Source organism: Pseudomonas sp. Marseille-Q5299, from assembly GCF_943737035.1.
Taxonomy (GTDB): domain Bacteria; phylum Pseudomonadota; class Gammaproteobacteria; order Pseudomonadales; family Pseudomonadaceae; genus Aquipseudomonas; species Aquipseudomonas putida_E.
Genome location: NZ_CALSFR010000001.1, coordinates 491,105 through 511,797, shown reverse-complemented (window position 1 = coordinate 511,797; position 20,693 = coordinate 491,105). Strand labels below are relative to the sequence as shown.

At 62.7% G+C, this 20,693-nt stretch carries 12 protein-coding genes and 1 pseudogene; 6 read left to right on the top strand and 7 right to left on the bottom strand.

The window, feature by feature from the left end; translation table 11 throughout:
* Positions 1-443 precede the first annotated feature (443 nt).
* A complete protein-coding gene (locus NGJ21_RS02215; RefSeq protein ID WP_251961735.1) occupies positions 444-8,777 on the top strand; it encodes a retention module-containing protein in 8,334 nt (2,777 codons plus the stop codon).
* An 82-nt stretch (positions 8,778-8,859) separates the two neighbouring features.
* Here NGJ21_RS02215 and NGJ21_RS02210 read toward each other — a convergent pair whose 3' ends face one another.
* Positions 8,860-9,225 carry a YbaN family protein gene (locus tag NGJ21_RS02210; RefSeq protein ID WP_012315633.1) on the bottom strand — a complete coding sequence of 122 codons (366 nt, stop codon included), beginning with the start codon at positions 9,223-9,225 and terminating at the stop codon, positions 8,860-8,862.
* Between the two features lie 7 nt (positions 9,226-9,232).
* Positions 9,233-9,820, bottom strand: coding sequence for a YecA/YgfB family protein (locus NGJ21_RS02205; protein ID WP_039602166.1), 588 nt, complete (start codon positions 9,818-9,820; stop codon positions 9,233-9,235).
* Positions 9,821-10,065: 245 nt separating this feature from the next.
* Between NGJ21_RS02205 and recQ the strand changes: the two genes are divergently transcribed.
* Both recQ and NGJ21_RS02195 read left to right on the top strand, forming a co-directional pair.
* Entirely contained in the window at positions 10,066-12,210 is a 2,145-nt protein-coding gene (gene recQ / locus NGJ21_RS02200; protein ID WP_251961734.1) for a DNA helicase RecQ, read from the top strand.
* Positions 12,211-12,351: 141 nt separating this feature from the next.
* The gene (locus NGJ21_RS02195) at positions 12,352-12,789 is read left to right on the top strand and encodes a MarR family transcriptional regulator (protein ID WP_046785416.1); all 438 of its coding nucleotides are present in this window, start codon (positions 12,352-12,354) and stop codon (positions 12,787-12,789) included.
* 21 nt (positions 12,790-12,810) lie between these two features.
* Here NGJ21_RS02195 and NGJ21_RS02190 read toward each other — a convergent pair whose 3' ends face one another.
* Positions 12,811-14,994, bottom strand: coding sequence for a patatin-like phospholipase family protein (locus NGJ21_RS02190; protein ID WP_046785415.1), 2,184 nt, complete (start codon positions 14,992-14,994; stop codon positions 12,811-12,813).
* Positions 14,995-15,060: 66 nt separating this feature from the next.
* Here NGJ21_RS02190 and NGJ21_RS02185 point away from each other — a divergent pair, with 66 nt between their 5' ends.
* Positions 15,061-15,342 carry an Rdx family protein gene (locus NGJ21_RS02185; RefSeq protein ID WP_125924520.1) on the top strand — a complete coding sequence of 94 codons (282 nt, stop codon included), beginning with the start codon at positions 15,061-15,063 and terminating at the stop codon, positions 15,340-15,342.
* Here the strand turns inward: NGJ21_RS02185 and NGJ21_RS02180 are convergent, their stop codons facing one another.
* Positions 15,343-16,233, bottom strand: a complete 891-nt coding sequence (locus NGJ21_RS02180; protein ID WP_115274145.1) for a DMT family transporter — start codon at positions 16,231-16,233, stop codon at positions 15,343-15,345. It abuts the gene before it with no gap.
* Between the two features lie 56 nt (positions 16,234-16,289).
* Positions 16,290-16,682 (bottom strand): annotated as a pseudogene (locus NGJ21_RS02175) (cupin domain-containing protein); the annotation flags it as partial.
* A 126-nt stretch (positions 16,683-16,808) separates the two neighbouring features.
* Here NGJ21_RS02175 and NGJ21_RS02170 point away from each other — a divergent pair.
* On the top strand, positions 16,809-17,621 hold the full coding sequence (locus NGJ21_RS02170; RefSeq protein WP_046785412.1) for a UDP-2,3-diacylglucosamine diphosphatase: 813 nt from the start codon (positions 16,809-16,811) through the stop codon (positions 17,619-17,621).
* Between the two features lie 15 nt (positions 17,622-17,636).
* Here the strand turns inward: NGJ21_RS02170 and NGJ21_RS02165 are convergent, their stop codons facing one another.
* Entirely contained in the window at positions 17,637-17,948 is a 312-nt protein-coding gene (locus NGJ21_RS02165; RefSeq protein ID WP_008091834.1) for an Mpo1-like protein, read from the bottom strand.
* Between the two features lie 155 nt (positions 17,949-18,103).
* Between NGJ21_RS02165 and NGJ21_RS02160 the strand changes: the two genes are divergently transcribed.
* Positions 18,104-19,165, top strand: coding sequence for an AraC family transcriptional regulator (locus NGJ21_RS02160; RefSeq protein ID WP_012315624.1), 1,062 nt, complete (start codon positions 18,104-18,106; stop codon positions 19,163-19,165).
* On the opposite strand, the gene NGJ21_RS02155 is transcribed toward NGJ21_RS02160, so the two are convergent.
* Entirely contained in the window at positions 19,122-20,576 is a 1,455-nt protein-coding gene (locus NGJ21_RS02155; protein WP_115274146.1) for a TrkH family potassium uptake protein, read from the bottom strand. The genes NGJ21_RS02160 and NGJ21_RS02155 overlap by 44 nt on opposite strands.
* Positions 20,577-20,693 lie beyond the last annotated feature (117 nt).

Here is a 20,693-nt window from a genome sequence, read left to right as displayed (position 1 = left end):
GGCCCTGCTTCTTCTCGCCAAAAAAATGACGATTTTTATCGTTCAAACCGTTTCATGTTTGTAACAACAGAGCTAAGAACATTTAGCGCGCGAGCTAAGAAGATTTTTTCATAAGTGATATGCGAAAAAAAACTTATGCGGTCTATCGAAACCAAGACATTGTTTCATTCAAGTGATTTCGGAAGCCGCTGTAGCCTGCGAGTTTCCTGCATCGCAATGAGTTCCAGATTTTTTATGGCTAAGGACGTGGGGTAGGTAGGTAAAAGCGGAATTTGGCGACAAAAATTTGGCATCCGGTGGTGGCAAATTTACATTATGACTATCGCCAAATCAGTGACCTTCGCGCACGATTCTCACGGTTGAGACATGCGGGCGCGAAGCCGTTGACCTCCATCTGCCATGTTGTTGGCTGTGTAGCCAATAGGTTAGGGAGGCGTGCGCTCATGGCTAAGTCAGTCGGTGTGGTCAGCAAGGTGGTGGGGCAAGTATTTGCCGTTGGCAGCGATGGCAGCCGACGCCCTCTGATCGAGGGCGATCGCCTGTACGCGGGCGAGCAGTTGCAAACGGGTGCCGCAGGTGCCGTGGCTGTGCGCTTGCATAATGGCGCCGAGCTGACACTCGGCCGCGACAGCAGCCTGGCCATGACCGAAAAGCTCCTGGCTAACCAGGCCGCCCCTGTACAGGCTCAGGACGTTGCGCCGAGCGAGGCGCAACTGAGCGATGTCGAGCGTATTCAGCGGGCGATTGCCGCCGGCGATGACCCTAGTGTCAACACCGAAGCCCCTGCCGCTGGAAATGGCGGCAACGGCGCGCCAGGCGCACTGGGCGGTGGCCACAGCTTTGTGTTGCTTACCGAAGTGGCGGATCGGGTTGACCCGGTGGTGGGCTTTCCCACGGCTGGCTTCAATGGCATTCCTGAATTGGCCAACCGCTATGTGGGTGGCCTGGATGGCAGCGGGCGCGACTCCTTGGGGGGGGGCAACGGTGGCAATGGTGGCCTGCCGCCTGGTCCGCCCAATCCGCCGGAGCAGCCCAATCCACCCATCACACCGATCGACGAAAACAGTCCGGTAGAGTTGCGGGGGTTGAATGTCAGCCCTGGCGAGCTGAGTCTGGATGAGGCCAATCTACCCCAGGGGTCGGCCAGCAACCCCGCAACCCTGACCCAGCAAGGCAGTTTTACCGTGCTGGCGCCAGACGGCGTGTACAACCTCAGTGTGGGTGGCATCAACGTGGTGACCGCTGGTGTGGTGACCGGTGTTGGCCAATCGATCACCACGGGCCTGGGCAACACCCTGACCATTACCGGGTACAACCCTGCCACGGGCGTGGTGAGCTACAGCTACACCCTGACCGGTGCCGAGCAGCACGTTGAGGGCGCGGGCAACAACTCACAGGGCGAACAATTGCCGGTACTGGTCAGCGACAGCGACGGCGATGTTGCCCAAGGGTCGCTGGATGTGATCGTCCGTGACGATGCGCCCCAAGCCGTGGATGACAGCAATGCGCTAGCCGCCACCGAACAGCAAACCGAACTGACCGGGAATGTACTGGGCAATGACGTGCAGGGCGCCGACCGCGTGCCCGGTGGCCCGGTAATCGCCGGGACCTTCACCGGTACTTACGGCACCTTGGTCCTGGCCGCAGACGGTTCCTACACCTACACGCTGAACACCAGCGACCCGGACTTCAAGAGCCTGGGCGGCGGCGGCCAGGGCGTGGAGAATTTCACCTACACCATCAAGGACGCCGACGGCGACACCAGCAGCGCGACCCTGACGCTGAACGTGACCAACCTGAACGACCCGGTGACGCTGGATGGGCTCGGCGTGCAGGGCGGCGAACTGACGGTATCTGAAAGCAACCTGCAGGACGGCAGCGCACCCGATGCCGGCGCCCTGACCCAGCAGGGCACCTTCAAGATCACCGCGCCAGACGGTTTGCAGAGCCTGAGCGTGGGCGGCATCAGCGTGGTCAGTGGTGGCGTGGCGGCGGGCTTCCCGCAGTCGATCGTCACGCCTGAAGGCAACACCCTGACCGTGACCGGCTATGACCCGACGACGGGTGTGGTGAGTTACAGCTACACCTTGGTGGACAACGAAAACCACCCCGGCGGGGAGGGCAGCATCAGCGAAGTGTTCCAGGTGGTCGCCACGGATGTCGATGGCAGCACTGCGACTGGCAGCCTAGATGTGACCCTCCGTGACGATGTGCCCCAAGCCGTGGATGACAGCAATGCAGTTGCTGCCACCGAACAGCAAACCGAACTGACCGGGAATGTACTGGGCAATGACGTACAGGGCGCTGACCGTGTGCCCGGTGGCCCGGTAATCGCCGGTACCTTCACCGGTACTTACGGCACTTTGGTACTGGCCGCAGACGGTTCCTACACCTACACGCTGAACACCAGCGACCCGGACTTCAAGAGCCTGGGCGGCGGCGGCCAGGGCGTGGAGAATTTCACCTACACCATCAAGGACGCCGACGGCGACACCAGCAGCGCGACCCTGACGCTGAACGTGACCAACCTGAACGACCCGGTGACGCTGGATGGGCTCGGCGTGCAGGGCGGCGAACTGACGGTATCTGAAAGCAACCTGCAGGACGGCAGCGCACCCGATGCCGGCGCCCTGACCCAGCAGGGCACCTTCAAGATCACCGCGCCAGACGGTTTGCAGAGCCTGAGCGTGGGCGGCATCAGCGTGGTCAGTGGTGGCGTGGCGGCGGGCTTCCCGCAGTCGATCGTCACGCCTGAAGGCAACACCCTGACCGTGACCGGCTATGACCCGACGACGGGTGTGGTGAGTTACAGCTACACCTTGGTGGACAACGAAAACCACCCCGGCGGGGAGGGCAGCATCAGCGAAGTGTTCCAGGTGGTCGCCACGGATGTCGATGGCAGCACTGCGACTGGCAGCCTAGATGTGACCCTCCGTGACGATGTGCCCCAAGCCGTGGATGACAGCAATGCAGTTGCTGCCACCGAACAGCAAACCGAACTGACCGGGAATGTACTGGGCAATGACGTACAGGGCGCTGACCGTGTGCCCGGTGGCCCGGTAATCGCCGGTACCTTCACCGGTACTTACGGCACTTTGGTACTGGCCGCAGACGGTTCCTACACCTACACGCTGAACACCAGCGACCCGGACTTCAAGAGCCTGGGCGGCGGCGGCCAGGGCGTGGAGAATTTCACCTACACCATCAAGGACGCCGACGGCGACACCAGCAGCGCGACCCTGACGCTGAACGTGACCAACCTGAACGACCCGGTGACGCTGGATGGGCTCGGCGTGCAGGGCGGCGAACTGACGGTATCTGAAAGCAACCTGCAGGACGGCAGCGCACCCGATGCCGGCGCCCTGACCCAGCAGGGCACCTTCAAGATCACCGCGCCAGACGGTTTGCAGAGCCTGAGCGTGGGCGGCATCAGCGTGGTCAGTGGTGGCGTGGCGGCGGGCTTCCCGCAGTCGATCGTCACGCCTGAAGGCAACACCCTGACCGTGACCGGCTATGACCCGACGACGGGTGTGGTGAGTTACAGCTACACCTTGGTGGACAACGAAAACCACCCCGTTGGCGAGGGCAGCATCAGCGAAGTGTTCCAGGTGATCGCCACGGATGTCGATGGCAGCACTGCGACCGGCAGCCTGGACGTGACCCTCCGTGACGATGTGCCCCAAGCTGTGGATGACAGCAATGCGGTAGCCGTCACCGAACAGCAAACCGAACTGACCGGCAATGTACTGGGCAATGACGTGCAGGGCGCCGACCGCGTGCCCGGTGGCCCGGTAATCGCCGGGACCTTCACCGGTACTTACGGCACCTTGGTCCTGGCCGCAGACGGTTCCTACACCTACACGCTGAACACCAGCGACCCGGACTTCAAGAGCCTGGGCGGCGGCGGCCAGGGCGTGGAGAATTTCACCTACACCATCAAGGACGCCGACGGCGACACCAGCAGCGCGACCCTGACGCTGAACGTGACCAACCTGAACGACCCGGTGACGCTGGATGGGCTCGGCGTGCAGGGCGGCGAACTGACGGTATCTGAAAGCAACCTGCAGGACGGCAGCGCACCCGATGCCGGCGCCCTGACCCAGCAGGGCACCTTCAAGATCACCGCGCCAGACGGTTTGCAGAGCCTGAGCGTGGGCGGCATCAGCGTGGTCAGTGGTGGCGTGGCGGCGGGCTTCCCGCAGTCGATCGTCACGCCTGAAGGCAACACCCTGACCGTGACCGGCTATGACCCGACGACGGGTGTGGTGAGTTACAGCTACACCTTGGTGGACAACGAAAACCACCCCGGCGGGGAGGGCAGCATCAGCGAAGTGTTCCAGGTGATCGCCACGGATGTCGATGGCAGCACTGCGACTGGCAGCCTGGATGTGAATATCGTCGACGATCTACCTCAGGCTGATGACGATCAGGCCGCCGTGGCTAAAGGCGGTGTGGTGTATGGCAATGTGATGTACAACGACGTGGTGGGCGCTGACGTCCGCGGCGACGGCCAATATGTGGTCGGTGTGCGCGCGGGCAGCGATACCTCCACGTCGGCTATCGGCCAGCTCAACACCCAGGTCAACGGCCAGTACGGCTACCTGACCATCGATGCCCAGGGCAACGCCGAGTATCACTCCAACCCGAACGTCACCTCACCACGGGATGCCGTCGATACCTTCGTCTATACCATTCGCGACGCCGATGGCGACGAAAGCACCACGACCATCACCATCAACGTGCACAATTCGTTGATGGCTTGCGAAGATCGTGACATCACGGTTCACGAGAAAGCCCTGGACCTGCAAAAGGACGGTAACGACCTGGCCGCCGGCAATGTCACGGGGAGCGACCCGGCTTCGAGCCAGGAAACCACATCCGGCACATTGGTCGGCTCAGCCAGTGGCGGGGTCGGTGCGCTCACGTACACACTGGTCGGAAATGCCGTAGGCCAATACGGCCAGATTCAGCTCAATGCTGATGGCTCCTACACCTATACGCTGACCTCGCCAGCGAACTCCCCGACCCATGCCAACGACGGCGCCAATACCGTGACCGAAACCTTCACCTACCAGGTGCAGGACTCGCTGGGCAATTCGACCACCAGCACCATCGTCATAACCATCGTCGACGACGTGCCGACAGCCAGCAGCGATTTCGTCAGCGTGGCCAAGGGCGATGTGGTGTATGGCAACGTGATGTACAACGACGTGGTGGGCGCTGACGTCCGCGGCGACGGCCAATATGTGGTCGGTGTGCGCGCGGGCAGCGATACCTCCACGTCTGCTATCGGCCAGCTCAACACCCAGGTCAACGGCCAGTACGGCTACCTGACCATCGATGCCGAGGGCAACGCCGAGTATCACTCCAACCCGAACGTCACCTCACCACGGGATGCCGTGGACACCTTCGTCTATACCATTCGCGACGCCGATGGCGACGAAAGCACCACGACCATAACGATCAATGTGCATAGTGCGCTGATGACCTGTGCGGACCACGACGTCACGGTCTACGAGAAAGCGCTGGACCTGCATAAGGACGGTGGCGACCTGGCCGCCGGCACCGTGATTGGCAGCGACCCAGCATCGCACCAGGAAACGGCCTCTGGCACCCTGGCCGGCTCGACCAGTGGCGGGGTCGGCGCACTGACCTACACCTTGGTCGGCAATGCTGTCGGCCAGTACGGTCAGATCCTGCTGAACGCTGATGGCTCTTACACCTACACCCTGACCTCACCGGCGAATTCGCCGACCCATGCCAACGACGGCGCCAATACCGTGACTGAAACCTTCACCTACCAGGTGCAGGATTCTCAGGGTAATTCGACCACCAGCACGATCGTCATCAGCATCGTCGACGATGTACCGACGGCCAACGCCGATTTCGTCAGTGTCGCCAAAGGTGATGTGGTCAGCGGCAATGTCATGTACAACGATGTGGTCGGTGCCGACACCTTGAGCGATGGCAAGTACGTGGTAGGCGTGCGCGCTGGCAACGATACCTCTAGCTCTGCGCTCGGCCAGCTCGACAGTCAGGTGCATGGCCAGTACGGCTATCTGATCATCGATGCCCAGGGCAATGCCGAGTACCACTCCAACCCCGATGCCGTCGCGCCGCGTGATGCGCTGGATACTTTCGTCTACACCGTTCGTGATGCCGACGGCGACGAGAGCACCACGACAATCACCATCAACGTGCACAACCCTTCACTGCAGCCATGTGGTGACGGGGGCGTCACGGTGTTCGAAAACGCGCTGGACCTGCACCGCGATGGTCACGACCTGGCTGTTGGAACCGCCACCGGCAGCGACCCAGAGTCGACCCGCGAGACCGCTTCCGGCAGCCTGGTCGGCCAGGTTGCAGGAGGCGTGGGGGCGTTGACCTACACCTTGGTCGGCGATGCCGTTGGCCAATACGGCCAATTGCTCCTCAATGCTGACGGTTCATACACCTACACCCTGACCTCGCCGGCGAACTCGCCGACCCATGCCAACGACGGCGCCAATACCGTCACCGAATCCTTCACCTACCGGGTGCAGGACACGGTGGGCAACTGGACCACCAGCAGCGTCAGCATCACCATCGTCGATGACGTCCCGCAAGCCCATTGCGACTTCGTCAGCGTGGGCAAGGGCGACATCGTGCGCGGCAACGTGATGTACAACGATGTGGTGGGTGCCGATACCTCGAATGACGGCGCCTATGTGATTGGCGTGCGCGCCGGGCATGACACCTCCACCGCTGCCAACGGTCAGCTCGACAGCCATGTGTATGGGCAGTACGGCTACCTGACCCTCGATGCCCAGGGCAACGCCGAGTATCACTCCAACCCCAATGCCGTAGCGCCGCGGGATGCGCTCGACACCTTTGTTTACACCATTCGCGATGCCGACGGCGACGAAAGTACCGCTACCGTGACCATCAACGTGCATGACCAGTCGCTTCAGCCCTGTGGCGACGGTGGGGTCACGGTTTACGAAAAAGCGCTTGACCTGACCAAGGATGGCCAGGACCTGGCGGCCGGAAATGTCAACGGCAGTGAGCCTTGCTCGACTGCCGAAACGGCTGTCGGCAGCCTGGTCGGACAAGTCGGTGGCGGCGTCGGAGCATTGACCTACAGCCTGATAGGCAATGGCATAGGCGAGTACGGTCAGATCCACCTGAACGCAGACGGCTCCTACACCTACACCCTGACTTCACCAGCGAATTCGCCGACCCATGCCAACGATGGTGCCAATACCGTCGGGGAGTCATTCACTTACAGGGTGGAGGATACGCAAGGTAACTGGACCACCAGCAGCGTCACCATCACCATCGTGGATGACGTGCCGCAGGCCCATTGCGATTTTGTAAGTGTCAGCAAAGGCGAGGAGGTGCGTGGCAATGTCCTGTCCAACGATGTGATCGGCGCTGACGTGCCGGGCGATTGCGGCTACGTGGTGGGCGTGCGCGCTGGCGATGACACCTGCACCTCGGCTATCGGTCAGCTCGGCAGCCAGGTGGTTGGCCAGTATGGCTACCTCATACTGGACGCCAGGGGGAATGCGATTTACCACTCCGACCCGAGCGTCGTGGCACCGCGGGATGCTACCGACACCTTCGTCTACACCATTCGTGATGCTGACGGTGACGAAAGCACCGCGACCATCACGATCAACGTGCACGACAATTCGATAGCCGAATGTGGCGCCGGGTACGCCAGGGGGCAGGAGCAACGGGTTGTCGATCGCAGCGCGTTCACGCTCGATGCCAGCAGCATGACCGCGGCGCTGGTGGTGCTCGGCTATCTGGGCGCGTCCGGCATGGTCAACGCCCAAGGCAATGCCGAAGAAGTGATCAATGTCACCCTGCGCAAAGGTGAAGCCTTGCAGCTGAATCACACGCCCGATGGCGGCGACCTGGCAATGCAGTGGAAGGATGCCGGTGGCAGCTATCAGTCCATCGCCTCGGGAGACAGCTTCACGGCCAGCCATGACGGGGTGTACAGCATTCACCTCAGCGACCCGTTGGGTGCAGCCAAAGGCGGCGAAGGCTACAAACTGAACATGGTCCTCGACTACGCCAATGTGCAGGACGCGGCCCCGCTCATGGGCGCAGGCAGTGAGCACTTCACTGCTGGAGTCATCGACATTGCTTCGCTTGAAGCGCATGCCGCCGCTGCCCAGGGGGCGAGCGCTACGGCTGACTATGCTCAAGCCGAGGGCGCGGTCACCGTCGACCTCAGCCTTGAAGGGGCGCAGGACACTGGAGGTGCGGGGGTTGAGTCCTTCAATGGCATTTACAACCTGGTCGGCTCGGACTATGACGATACCTTGATCGGCAACAGTGCCGACAACGTGCTCAACGGCGGTGCAGGCAATGATGTGCTCAAAGGGGGCGGCGGCAATGACATTTTGATCGGTGGCAATGGCAGCGACACTTTCGTCTGGCAGAAGAACGACAGCGGCCATGACACGCTCAACGATTTCACCCCAGGCAGCGACAAGCTCGACCTGTCGCAGCTGCTGACGGGGGAACACGCCACGGCGGCGTCCCTGGATGAATACCTGCACTTCAAGGTCAGTGGCGCCGGGGCGACAGTGGTCTCGACCATTGAAGTCAGCAGCGTGGCGGGGGCGGCGCCGACGCAGACGATCGACCTGGCCGGCGTTGACCTTGCGCAGCACTACGGCGTGACGGCGGGGGCGGGCGGGGTGATATCGGCGGGGCCGGATACGGCGACCATCATCAACGGGATGATCGATGATCATTCGTTGAAGGTGGACACGGTGTGAGCTGCGCGGCCTGCAAGTTTGCTTGAAGCTTGTGGCGCTATCTCCGGATTGCCGGCGATAGCGCCAGAGCTGGCTGCGCTGTTCAGCCTGGCCGGTGCAATGTCTTCTGCTTGAGAATGTACAGGCTCACAAGCACCGCACTGGTCAGCATGAAGGCCCGTGCCCAGAACAGGGGCACCAGGTAGCAGGACAGGCCGATGCTCGCCCACATCAGGCCGATGGCGTATACCTTGCCCTTCAAGGGGATACCTTCACCGCTCAGGTAGTCGCGGATCCACGGCCCTAGCGTGGGGTGGTTGACCAGCCAGTGATGAAAGCGTGGCGAGCTGCGGGCGAAGCAGGCCGCCGCCAGCAGCAGGAAAGGGGTGGTGGGCAACACCGGCAGGAAGATCCCCAGCACCCCCAGCGCGACGCTGAGCCAGCCGATGGCCAGCAGCAGGTAGCGCACAGCCGACTCAGTGGTGGCGTGGTTTGAGCAGCGCAGGCTTCTCGTCAGGTGCGTGCAGCAGCAGGAACAACGCGCTCAGCGCCTCTGGGATCTGCACGATCATGTCGTCCTGCAGGTTGGCGTTGCTGGCGATGTCGGCGAATTCCGGTTGTTCGTCGAACAGGCCCGAACCGACCATGATCGGCAGCAGCATCTCGCTGACTTCTTCTTCGGCGTTCTCGAACCAGGCCTCTTCACGCAGGAAAACGCCTTCCATGAAGCCGATGCACCAGCCGCGCAGGTCGGAGTCGTCCGGCTCGTCGGTCAGGTCCAGCTCGCACGGCAGGTCGAATTCTTCGTCGCTGGCCAGCTGACGGGCGATATGGCCCTTCAGTGCCACCAAGGTAGCTTCGATCTCGGTGCGCTGGGCATCGCTGGCGTAATGGGGCTCTTCGGCGAACAGCGCGTCGATCCATTCACGTTCGGGGACGTCTTCCGAGCAGATCGACAGCGCGGTCAGGTAGCCGTGGGCGGCGACGTAGTCCAGCGCTTCTTCGTGCAGCTCATCGGCGTCGAGGAAGGCTTGCAGGCGGGTCAGTTGCTCGGCGAAGGACATTACAGGGCTACCTTGGGGAATAAACGATAGTGAATTCTAGCACCTTGCGGCGATGGCGGGGCAAAGGGAACGTCTGTCACCGGGCATCCTGCACAGCCTGGCACTGGGGTATACTTCGCGGTTTTTCACCCAAGGGGCGGGTTTCCCCGGCCTCTGGCAAAAGCCGCTTACGCATTTGGCGTGTGCGGAGCGGGTTTTTCGTCCAGCCTGTGTCCAGGATGGTACGGCGATTTGTGGAGTTGCACATGCTCGAACAGGCTCAGCGCGTTCTCAAGGATATCTTCGGCTACGACAGTTTCCGTGGGCGCCAGGCAGCAATCATCGAATGCGTGGCCAATGGCGGCGATGCCCTGGTGCTGATGCCCACCGGTGGCGGCAAGTCGCTGTGTTTCCAGGTACCTGGGCTGTTGCGCCCGGGCCTGACCGTGGTGGTGTCGCCGCTGATCGCGCTGATGGACGACCAGGTCGCCACCCTCGATGAACTCGGGGTCGCGGCGGCTGCCCTGAACTCCACCCTCAGTGCGGAACAGCAGCGTGACCTCGCCGGGCGCCTGCGTCGCGGTGAAGTGAAGATGCTTTACCTGGCGCCTGAGCGCCTGGTACAGCCGCGGATGCTGGATTTCCTTCGCGGCCTGGACGTTTCCCTGTTCGCCATCGACGAGGCCCACTGCGTTTCGCAATGGGGTCACGATTTCCGCCCGGAATACTTGCAACTGGGCCAGCTGGCCGAGCTGTTCCCGCACGTGCCGCGCATCGCCCTGACCGCTACCGCCGACATGCGCACCCGCGAGGAAATCGTCCAGCGCCTGCACCTGCAGGGCGCCGAACGCTTCCTGTCGAGCTTCGATCGGCCAAATATCTTTTACCGCATCGTGCCCAAGGAGTCGCCGCGCAAGCAGTTGATGGCCTTCCTCGGCGAGCGCCGCGGCAACGCCGGCATCGTCTACTGCCTGTCACGCAAGAAGGTCGATGAGACCGCTGCCTACCTGTGCGACCAAGGCTTCCCGGCGTTGCCGTACCACGCCGGCCTGGCTGCTGAAACCCGTTCGGCCAACCAGCACCGCTTCCTCAACGAGGAAGGGCTGATCATGGTCGCCACCATCGCCTTCGGCATGGGCATCGACAAGCCCAACGTGCGCTTCGTCGCCCACCTCGACCTGCCCAAGTCGCTCGAGGCCTATTACCAGGAGACGGGGCGTGCCGGCCGGGATGGCCTGCCGTCCGATGCCTGGATGGCCTACGGCCTGCAGGACATGGTGATGCTCAAGCAGATGCTGCAGAACTCCGACGGTGACGAGCGCCACAAGCGCGTCGAGCAACACAAGCTCGACGCCATGCTGGCGCTGTGCGAGGAAACCCGTTGTCGCCGCCAGGCGTTGCTGGCCTATTTCGATGAAGTACTCGAACAGCCCTGCGGGCATTGCGACAACTGCGTAGACCAGGTCCAGACCTGGGATGCCACCGAGCCTGCGCGCCAGGCGCTGTCGGCGGTGTTCCGTACCGGCCAGCGTTATGGGGTCGGCCACCTGATCGATGTGCTGCTGGGCAAGGATACCGAGAAGGTGCGCAATTTCGGCCACGAAAAACTTTCGGTGTTCGGTGTTGGCAAGGCGATGGCCGAGGTTGAATGGCGTTCGCTGTTCCGCCAGTTGGTGGCCCGCGGGCTGGTCGACATCGACCTGGAAGGCTACGGCGGCCTGCGCCTGTCCGACAGCTGCAGGCCGCTGCTGCGCGGCGAAGTGACCTTGCAGTTGCGTCGCGACCTCAAGCCGCAGACAGTGGCGAAAACTTCTTCCGGCGGCGGCAGCCCGGCCAGCCAGCTGGTGCGCGCCGAAGAGCGCGAGCTGTGGGAAGCGCTGCGCACGTTGCGCCGCAAACTGGCCGAAGAGCACAGCGTGCCGCCTTATGTCATCTTCCCGGACTCCACGCTGCTGGAGATGCTGCGCAGCCAGCCGGCCAGCCTCAGCGACATGGCCCAGGTCAGCGGTGTGGGTGCGCGCAAGCTGGAGCGCTATGGCCAGGCCTTCCTCGAAGTGCTCAATGACGCCGGTGGCACCACCGAGGCGCCCAAGGTGGTACTCGACCTGCGCCACGAACTGGTCAGCCTTGCCCGTGCCGGCATGACCCCGGCACAGATCGCCGGCCAGCTCAATTGCAGCGAAAAGAACGTCTACAGCTTGCTGGCCGAGGCCATTGGGCGCCAGGAACTGAGCTTGGACCAGGCGCTGGACCTGCCTGAAGACTTGCTGATGGAGGTGCAGGATGCCTTCCTCGATGGCGAAGGCGAGCTGCCACCGGTATCGGCCATTGCTCCGCTGTTCGGCGCACGCATACCCGAGGGTGTGCTGTACTGCGTGCGTGCTGCGCTGGCGTCGGAATTCGAGCTCTGACGATGGAAGACATTTCGGACATCCGCTGATCAATGTCATCCTTTTTGACGATTTTCAGGGCTTTGCGGGTGGGGCAGCCTTGCCTGATGGCCCGGGGCATGGTTAGCTGACTAATAATTAGTTCTAGTCAATGAGTTGTTTATGCCCCTGACCGACAACCAACACCGTTTCGGCATGCAGCTGGCCCAGATGTCCCGTGGCTGGCGTGCCGAACTGGATCGCCGCCTGGCCGGGCTCAACCTGTCCCAGGCGCGCTGGCTGGTGTTGCTGCACCTGGCTCGTTTCGAAGAAGCGCCGACCCAGCGCGAGCTGGCGCAAAGTGTAGGCGTGGAAGGCCCGACCCTGGCGCGTCTGCTAGACAGCCTGGAAAACCAGGGCCTGGTTCGACGCCAGGCGGTGCTTGAGGACCGGCGGGCGAAGAAGATCCAGTTGTGTCCACCGGCCAAGCCCCTGATCGAGCAGATCGAAACCATCGCCAATGCCCTGCGCCTGGAATTGTTCACCGGGGTGGATGAGGCTGACCTGGATGTGTGCATGCGGGTGCATGCGAAGATTCTGGCCAACCTGGAAAAATCCTGAGGCCCGGTTCGGGCTTCAGGCTCAGAACGTATTGCCCAGGTTCAAGTAGATTGCCTGCTCATCCGCGCTGTTGGCCCCATAGCTGAGGCTCAACGGCCCCAGTGGCGTGTCCAGCCCCAGGAAGATACTGGCGGCATTGATGTAGCCACTGTCGAACTCATTGTCGTTGTTCCACGCCCGTCCGCGCTCGAGTGACCCGCCTATGTACAGCGGGAAGTCCAGCGGCAGATAGGAACGCGGCGTGAGGCGGCGGTAATAGACCATGCGCAGCAGGCTCACGTTCTGCCCGGATACCGAGTCCTGGCGGAACCCGGACAGTTGCCGCGCCCCGCCAAGCACAAAGCTCGACGTCACGACTTCGGTGTCGTCGAGCGTGCGTCCATACCCACCACCGAGCACCAGCGTGTTCGGCCCGCTGCTCAAAGCCTTGTCCAGATTGAACATCCACTGGCGATAGTCCGCGTCCGAGTCCAGCGATTTGTCGTATTTGCGCAGGGTCAGGCCTATGTTCTCGCCACTGTGCGGGAAGTACACATTGTCGAGCGTGTCGAACGAGTATTTCAGCTCGTAGAAACCTTCGTTGAAACTGACCTTGGGCAGGTCCTGTTCACCAATGCGCACCTCGGCCTCGCCCCAGGCCTTGCCCGCACCCAGGCGCACTTCGCCATAGGTGCCGATCTGGCGGCCGACGTTGAGACCGAAACCGTAGCGCTCGAGGCGGTATTCGGCTACTGGGTCGCTGTCCAGGGTGGCTTCGATGTTCTGCGAGCCGAAGTCCAGATAGGGGGCGATGAAGTAGCGTGAGCCCACGTCAAGCGGCTGGTAGAACTCGCTGTAGAGCTCCTGCTTGTCACCGATCTGCGCGCGCGTCAGCCACTCGGCGCCCAACTGGTTGATACCATTGACCCGATAGCTGGCGCCCAGGTTGAAGGCGCTGTCGCCGCGCAGGTCGTCCGACAGGTTCAGGCCCAGGCGCAGGTAGTCGGTGCCGCCGCGCTTGCCACGGGCGTTGATCACCAGGGTGTTGTCGTCGCCTTTATGGACCACGCGGTATTGCACGCGGTCGAAGTAGTCCAGGCCATACAGGGTGCCCATGTCGGTTTGCAGGCGGTCGAGCTCCAGCGGTTCGCCGATCGGCTGGCGGATGTAATAGCGGATCACGTCATCGCTGACCTTGGAATCGTTCTCCACCTTGATGGCGGTGATCACCGGAGTGCGCTGGCGCGGTGAGCGTGCCATGGCCAGTTCGGCATCGCCTTCAGGCTGGCGCAGGGTGGCCAGGCGAGGGTCGAGCAGGCGGGTTGCACGGTAGCCGGCCTCGATCATGTCGCGCGCGCGGCCGAAGTCGGTGACGCCGAACGCGGCCAGCTGTGGCTGGATGAGGATGTCATCCCTATGCAAACTGGCCAGTTGCTCTTCGGAATTGCGCCGGGTCATCAGGGTGATCGACTGGTTGAGTACATCCACCACCGTGGCCAGTTGCTTGCGGTCACGCAGCGGGGTGCCGATATCGACGACGATGGCCAGATCAACGCCCATGTCCCGGGCCACATCCACGGGTATGTTGTCGACCATGCCGCCGTCCACCAGCAGGCGCCCATCAAGCTCGACAGGGGCGAACACCGCCGGGATCGACATGCTGGCGCGGATCACCTGGGGCAGGTGGCCGCGGCGGAATACCACCTTCTCGCCGCTGGCGATGTCGGTTGCCACGGCGCGGAACGGTATTGGCAACTTGTCGAAATCGCGGGTATCGGCGGTGTGGGCCAGCTTGCTTTCCAGCAGCAGTGCGAGGTTCTGGCCCTGAATCACCCCAAGTGGCAGGCCAAGGCTGCCGTCGTCTCGAAAACTCAGCTTCTGCTTGACCAGAAAGTCGCGGTCATCCTGCTTGCGCCGGAAGGGCACGTCCTTGCGCGGTGGGGCATCGGACAACGCCTGCTGCCAGTCGAGCGTAGTGGCGAGTTTTTCCAGTTCCTCGACGCTGTAGCCGGACGCATACAGGCCGCCAACCACCGCGCCCATGCTGGTGCCGGCGATGGCGTCGATGCGCACGCCCTGTTCCTCCAGGGCCTTGAGCACGCCGATGTGGGCCAGGCCACGGGCAGCGCCCCCGGAGAGTACCAGGCCGACCTTGGGGCGTGCCGCCTCGGCGAGCACGGTGAAAGAGCTGAGCGTCAGCAAAAGGCAGAACAGCAGGCGGCGCATCGTGAGTCTCAAACAGGGGGTTAAAGACCGCTAGTATAAGCGGCCCCTACCTGGAGAAAGCGCACCATGGCCGACAACAAGCCGGAAATCGTCATCACATATTGCACGCAGTGCCAATGGCTGCTGCGCGCCGCCTGGCTGGCCCAGGAACTGCTCAGCACCTTCGCCGACGACCTGGCCCGGGTGGCGCTGGAGCCCGCTACCGGCGGCACCTTCCGCATCACCTGCAATGGCGTGCAGATCTGGGAACGCAAGGCTGACGGTGGTTTCCCAGAGGCCAAGGTGCTCAAGCAGCGCGTGCGTGACCAGATCGACCCGCAGCGCGACCTTGGGCACAACGATCGCTGATCAGGCGCCCTCGGCCACGGTGCGTGGCTTGGGCGGCTGCTCGGCGCCAAGGCGGCTGGAAAGCACAATGGCGAAGATGATCAGTGCACCGCCCAGCAGCATGCGCAGGGTTGGTGTTTCGGCGAACACCATCCAGGCAACAGCGATGCCGTAGACCGGTTCCATGCCGAAAACCACCGCGGCAGTGCGTGCCTTGATCACTGCCAGGCTGGCGACGAACAGGCTGTGGGCGACGCCCGTGCAGAAAACCCCTAGCAGGGCGATCCACAGCCAGTCCATCGGCTTCACCGCGCCCAGGCCATGCACGGCGAACGGCAACAGGCACAGGCCGACCACGAGGTTTTGCCACAGCGCTGCCTGTACGGCGGGCAAGCGCCCCGAGCCTGCCCGGTTGGTCAGCGACAGCAGCGAGAACAGCAAGCCGGAAAGCAGCGCCCACAGCAGTCCGCCCGTGGCTTCGCTGGCCAGGTCGAAAGACGGCGTCACCAGAACCAGGCCGATGCTCACCAGCAATACCAGCAGTGCTTCGTTGCGGCGGATGCGTTCACGGAACAGCACCCCTTCGAGCATCACGGTAAACGCCGGGAAACTGGCGAAGCCGAGGGTGGCGATAGCCACGCCACCGACTTTGACGGCGATGAAGAAGCTGACCCAGTGGCCGGCCAGCAGCACACCACCCAGCAAGAGGCGCTGTACGTCCTGGCTGCGCAGGCGCTGCCAGCCTGGGCCGGCGAGGCTGGCGAACAGCGCAAGGGCGAGCACGGCGAAGGCGGCACGGCCGAAGACGATGATGGCCGGGCTGGCGCTGGCGGCCAGTTTGCCAAACACGCCGGTCAGGCCGAAGAACAGTGCGCCGATGTGCAGGGCGCCCAGGGCTGTACGGTGGTTCATGGTGGTCCTTTGAAATGCGTTTGTTCAGTCGCGGACTTTTTGTGCGTTTACCCGAAGAGGCCTGCCCCTTGGCGGGAGATCAGCGGATCGTCCACCGGGCTTGCCGCCAGCCAGTCCACCAGTTGCTGCTGGCGAGGGTCCAGGCCCAGCGCGGCAGAGCGGTCCAGCAGGCGCCGGCTGGCGTTGGCATGCTCGCCGAGTTGCTCGTCCAGCCAATCATCGCTCGGTACATCGAGGACCAGGCAGTGGCTGCCGGCATCGCTGCCACAGGTGTGATGGGCGCCGGCCGGCACAACGATCAGGCCTTGACGGTCGATCCGTGCCCCATGCCCTTGCACCTCGAAGTCCAGCCGGCCACGCAGGCCGAACACCAACTGTGGGTGGTCGTGGCTGTGGGCGATCACGTCGTCGCGGTAGTGGCGAAGGGAAAGAATCGGGCCGGCGGTCATGGTGGGTCCTCGCAGGGCAGAGCGCCATTGTGCCGTATTCCTGGCTGGCCAGCACCGATCACATCGCTGCCACCAGCCTGTCATGTGCGGATGCGAGTCTCCAGCAAACAGCGCCGGAGCCCGCCCATGACCCATGCCGAACTCTCTCGCCCGTCACGCAAGCAGCGCGTACGCACCCTGTGGATATCTGACGTGCATCTGGGCACCCGCGACTGTCAGGCCGAACACCTGTCGCGCTTTCTCAAGGGCTACCAGGCCGACCGTATCTATCTGGTCGGTGACATCATCGATGGCTGGAAGCTGCGCGGCGGTATCTACTGGCCGCAGGCCCACACCAACGTGATCCGCCGTTTGTTGACCATGAGCAAACGTGGCACCGAGGTGATCTACGTGACGGGCAACCATGATGAGTTCCTGCGGCGCTACTCCAGGCTGGTCCTGGGCAACATCCAGTTGGTGGACGAGGCCGAGCATCTCACCGCTGATGGTCGTCGGCTGTTAGTGATCCATGGTGACCAGTTCGATGTGATTACCCGTTATCACCGCTGGCTGGCTTTTCTCGGTGACCGTGCCTACGAATTCACGCTGGTCCTCAACCGCTGGCTCAACCACTGGCGGGCCCGCTACGGTTATGGTTATTGGTCGCTTTCGGCCTACCTCAAGCACAAGGTCAAAGGCGCGGTGAACTTCATCAGCGATTTCGAGGATGCCATTGCCCATGAGTGCACCCGTCGCGGCTTTCACGGGGTGGTGTGCGGGCATATCCACCATGCCGAAATCCGCAAGGTCGGGGATGTGGATTACCTCAATTGTGGCGATTGGGTGGAATCCTGCACTGCGCTGATCGAGCATTGGGATGGCAGTATCGAGCTGTACCGGCTGGCCGACGCACAGCTACGGCAGGCAGAGGGCGTTGCGGGGTTGCGCGAACCTGCGTGACAGGCGCCCGAGAAACTAGAGGCTGATCCTGCCCAGCAGAATGTCGCGGAACATGGCGAAATCGCCAATCAGGCTGTACAGCGGATGCTTGAAGGTTGCCGGCCGGTTTTTCTCGAAAAAGAAGTGCCCGACCCAGGCAAACCCATAGCCGAACAGCGGCACTGCCAGTAGCAGCAGCCATTTGCCGCTGCCGATGGTGTACGCCAGCAGGGCGATCACCAGGCTGGTACCGACAAAGTGCAGGCGCCGGCAGGTGGGGTTGCTGTGCTCCCCCAGGTAATAGGGGTAGAACTCGGCAAAACTGCGAAACTGCGCTGTGCTGTTCATGAGCAGTGCTCCAGGATTGACACTTTTTGACAGGATACACGGCGTGGAGCCTGAATCGAGTCTAGAGTCATTGGCGGAGCCTACCAGTGACAATAGGCGCCAAATGAGTATCCTTGAGGTTAACCGCATGAAGCGGTCAGGATAAGAAGCCTGTCATGAGTGAGAGAACCACGTCAGCCAGCTGGGCATCAGGGATTGTGAAGGCGCTCGAGCTGGAAGGGCTCGACTGCCCGGCCATGTTCGAGCAACTCGGCCTGGATTTCGCTGCCCTCGACGACCCCGATGCGCGGTTCCCTCAGGATTCCATGACCCGCCTTTGGCAACTGGCTGTAGAACTGTCGGGCAATGAAGCGATCGGCCTGAACATGGCGCGGGTGGTCAGGCCGGCTTCGTTCCATGTGGTGGGCTACGCCTTGATGTCCAGCCGCACCCTGGCCGAAGGTTTCGAGCGCCTGGTGCGCTACCAGCGCATCATCGCCGAAAGCTCCGACCTGAGCTTCCGCCTGGGGCCTGAGGGGTATTCGCTGATCCTCACCGTACACGGTGATCACCTGCCACCGACGCGGCACAGTGCAGAGGCTTCGCTGGCCTGTGCGCTGGCGCTGTGCAAGTGGCTCAGCGGGCGGCCCATCCAGCCGCGGCGGGTGCTGATCCAGGGGCCTCAACCCAAGAACGTCGAGCCCTACAAGGTGGCTTTCCATTCCCCGCTGGTGTTCGGTGCGCCGCACGACGCGCTGGTGTTCGAGCGCGCCGACATGGAAGCTGCGCTACCGACCGCCAATGAGGCCATGGCCATTCTGCACGACCGGTTTGCCGGGGAATATCTGGCACGCTTCTCTGAAAGCCGGGTGACCCACCGGGTGCGCCAGGTGCTTTGCCGCATCCTGCCTCAGGGCGAACCCAAGCGGGAAACCCTGGCCCAGGCGCTGCACCTGTCCCAGCGCACCCTGCAGCGCCGCTTGCAGGAAGAGGGCACCAGCTTCCAGGCATTGCTGGACGACACCCGTCGCGAGCTGGCAGAGCAGTACCTCGCCCAGCCCGGCATGACCTTGCTGGAAACCGCCTACCTGTTGGGGTTCGCTGACCCGAGCAACTTCTACCGGGCCTTCCGCCGCTGGTTCGACGTCACCCCCAGCGAGTATCGCGCCCGTCTGGGCGCGGACCCCGAAGTGGTCAGTGACGCCAGAACGCCGGCATGCACAGCACCAGCACCGTGATGATCTCCAGGCGGCCGAGCAGCATGCCGCCGGCAAGAATCCACTTGGCCGCGTCCGGCAGCATGGCGTAGTTGCCTGCCGGGCCGATCACATCACCCAGGCCCGGGCCAACGCCCGAAACGGTTGCGGCGGCGCCGGTCAGTGCGGTCATCCAGTCCACGCCCAGCAGCGACAGTAGCAACGCCATGACGCAGATGGTGATCGCGAAGAAGAACGAGAAGGTCAGGATCGAACGCACGATCTCTTCGTCCAGGCGATGGCCGTTATATTTCTGTTTGATCACCGCGCGCGGGTGAATCAACTGGTTGAGGCTGGCCTTGAGCAGGATGTAGGCCACCTGGAAGCGGAAGATCTTGATACCGCCGGCGGTCGAACCAGAGCAGCCACCGACGAAGCCCAGGTAGAAGAACAGCATCAGCGAAAAATTGCCCCACAGGCTGTAGTCGCCCAGCGCGAAACCGGTGGTGGTGATCACCGAGGTCACGTTGAACGCCACGTGACGCAAGGCATCGAGCCAGTGCAGGTTGGTGGTGGCCCAGTACCAGGTGCCCAGTACCAGCCAGGTGACCACCAGCAAGCCAAGCAGCCCCTGGACCTGCTGGTCGCGAATCAGCGCCTTGCGGTTGCCTCGCAGGGTGGCTACGTACAAGGCGAATGGCAGGCTGCCAAGAATCATCACAACTACCGCGACCCAGTGCACGGCAGGGATGTCCCATTTGGCGAGGGACTGGTCCGAGGTCGAGAACCCCCCGGTGGAAATGGCTGACATGGCGTGGTTGATGGCGTCGAACGGCTTCATGCCGGCCCACCAGAAGGCCAGGGCGCCCAGCACCGAGAAGCAGACGTACACCCCGACGATCGACTTGGCGACCATGTGCGAGCGCGGCATGACCTTCTCCGAACGGTCGGACGATTCGGTCTGGAACAGGCGCATGCCACCGATGCGCAGCAGCGGCAGGATCGCCACCGCCATGGCGATGAAGCCGATACCGCCGAGCCAGTGCAGCATCGAGCGCCACATCAGGATGCCCGGCGACATGGTGTCCAGCCCGCTGAGCACGGTGGCACCAGTGGCAGTGATGCCGGACATGCTTTCGAAGAAGGCGTCGGTGTAGCTGATGTGTTGGGTCAGCAGGAAGGGCAGGGCGGCGAACACGCCTACCACCAGCCAGCTGCTGACAGTCAGCAGGTACATGTCGCGCGGGCGCAGGTGCACATGCTCCGGGCGGCCCTGGATGATCAGGAGCAAGCCTGCCACGAAGGTGATCAGGCTTGACCAGAGGAACGACGGCATGTCGCCGGTACGTTCGAAGACCACCAGCGTCGCCATGGGGACGACCATGCTGACCGCCAGGGTGATCAGGAAGATGCCGATGATGAAACCAATGATCCTTAAGGTCGGCAACGCCATGTGATCTGCTCTGACTCTGAACGGAAGGGCGCCATTCTACCTGTGGGTCTGGCAGCTGCAAGCTGCAAGCTAGAAGCTGGAAGAAATGGCCGTGTGCACCGGGCGGCTTCTGCTTGC

Excerpts from the sequence above, each read along its gene's own strand:
- NGJ21_RS02215 (WP_251961735.1), top strand. The coding sequence starts at position 444 with ATGGCTAAGTCAGTCGGTGTGGTCAGCAAGGTGGTGGGGCAAGTATTT.
- NGJ21_RS02205 (WP_039602166.1), bottom strand. The coding sequence starts at position 9,820 with ATGTCCTTCGCCGAGCAACTGACCCGCCTGCAAGCCTTCCTCGACGCC.
- recQ (WP_251961734.1), top strand. The coding sequence starts at position 10,066 with ATGCTCGAACAGGCTCAGCGCGTTCTCAAGGATATCTTCGGCTACGAC.
- NGJ21_RS02195 (WP_046785416.1), top strand. The coding sequence starts at position 12,352 with ATGCCCCTGACCGACAACCAACACCGTTTCGGCATGCAGCTGGCCCAG.
- NGJ21_RS02190 (WP_046785415.1), bottom strand. The coding sequence starts at position 14,994 with ATGCGCCGCCTGCTGTTCTGCCTTTTGCTGACGCTCAGCTCTTTCACC.
- NGJ21_RS02185 (WP_125924520.1), top strand. The coding sequence starts at position 15,061 with ATGGCCGACAACAAGCCGGAAATCGTCATCACATATTGCACGCAGTGC.
- NGJ21_RS02180 (WP_115274145.1), bottom strand. The coding sequence starts at position 16,233 with ATGAACCACCGTACAGCCCTGGGCGCCCTGCACATCGGCGCACTGTTC.
- NGJ21_RS02170 (WP_046785412.1), top strand. The coding sequence starts at position 16,809 with ATGACCCATGCCGAACTCTCTCGCCCGTCACGCAAGCAGCGCGTACGC.
- NGJ21_RS02165 (WP_008091834.1), bottom strand. The coding sequence starts at position 17,948 with ATGAACAGCACAGCGCAGTTTCGCAGTTTTGCCGAGTTCTACCCCTAT.
- NGJ21_RS02160 (WP_012315624.1), top strand. The coding sequence starts at position 18,104 with ATGAGTGAGAGAACCACGTCAGCCAGCTGGGCATCAGGGATTGTGAAG.
- NGJ21_RS02155 (WP_115274146.1), bottom strand. The coding sequence starts at position 20,576 with ATGGCGTTGCCGACCTTAAGGATCATTGGTTTCATCATCGGCATCTTC.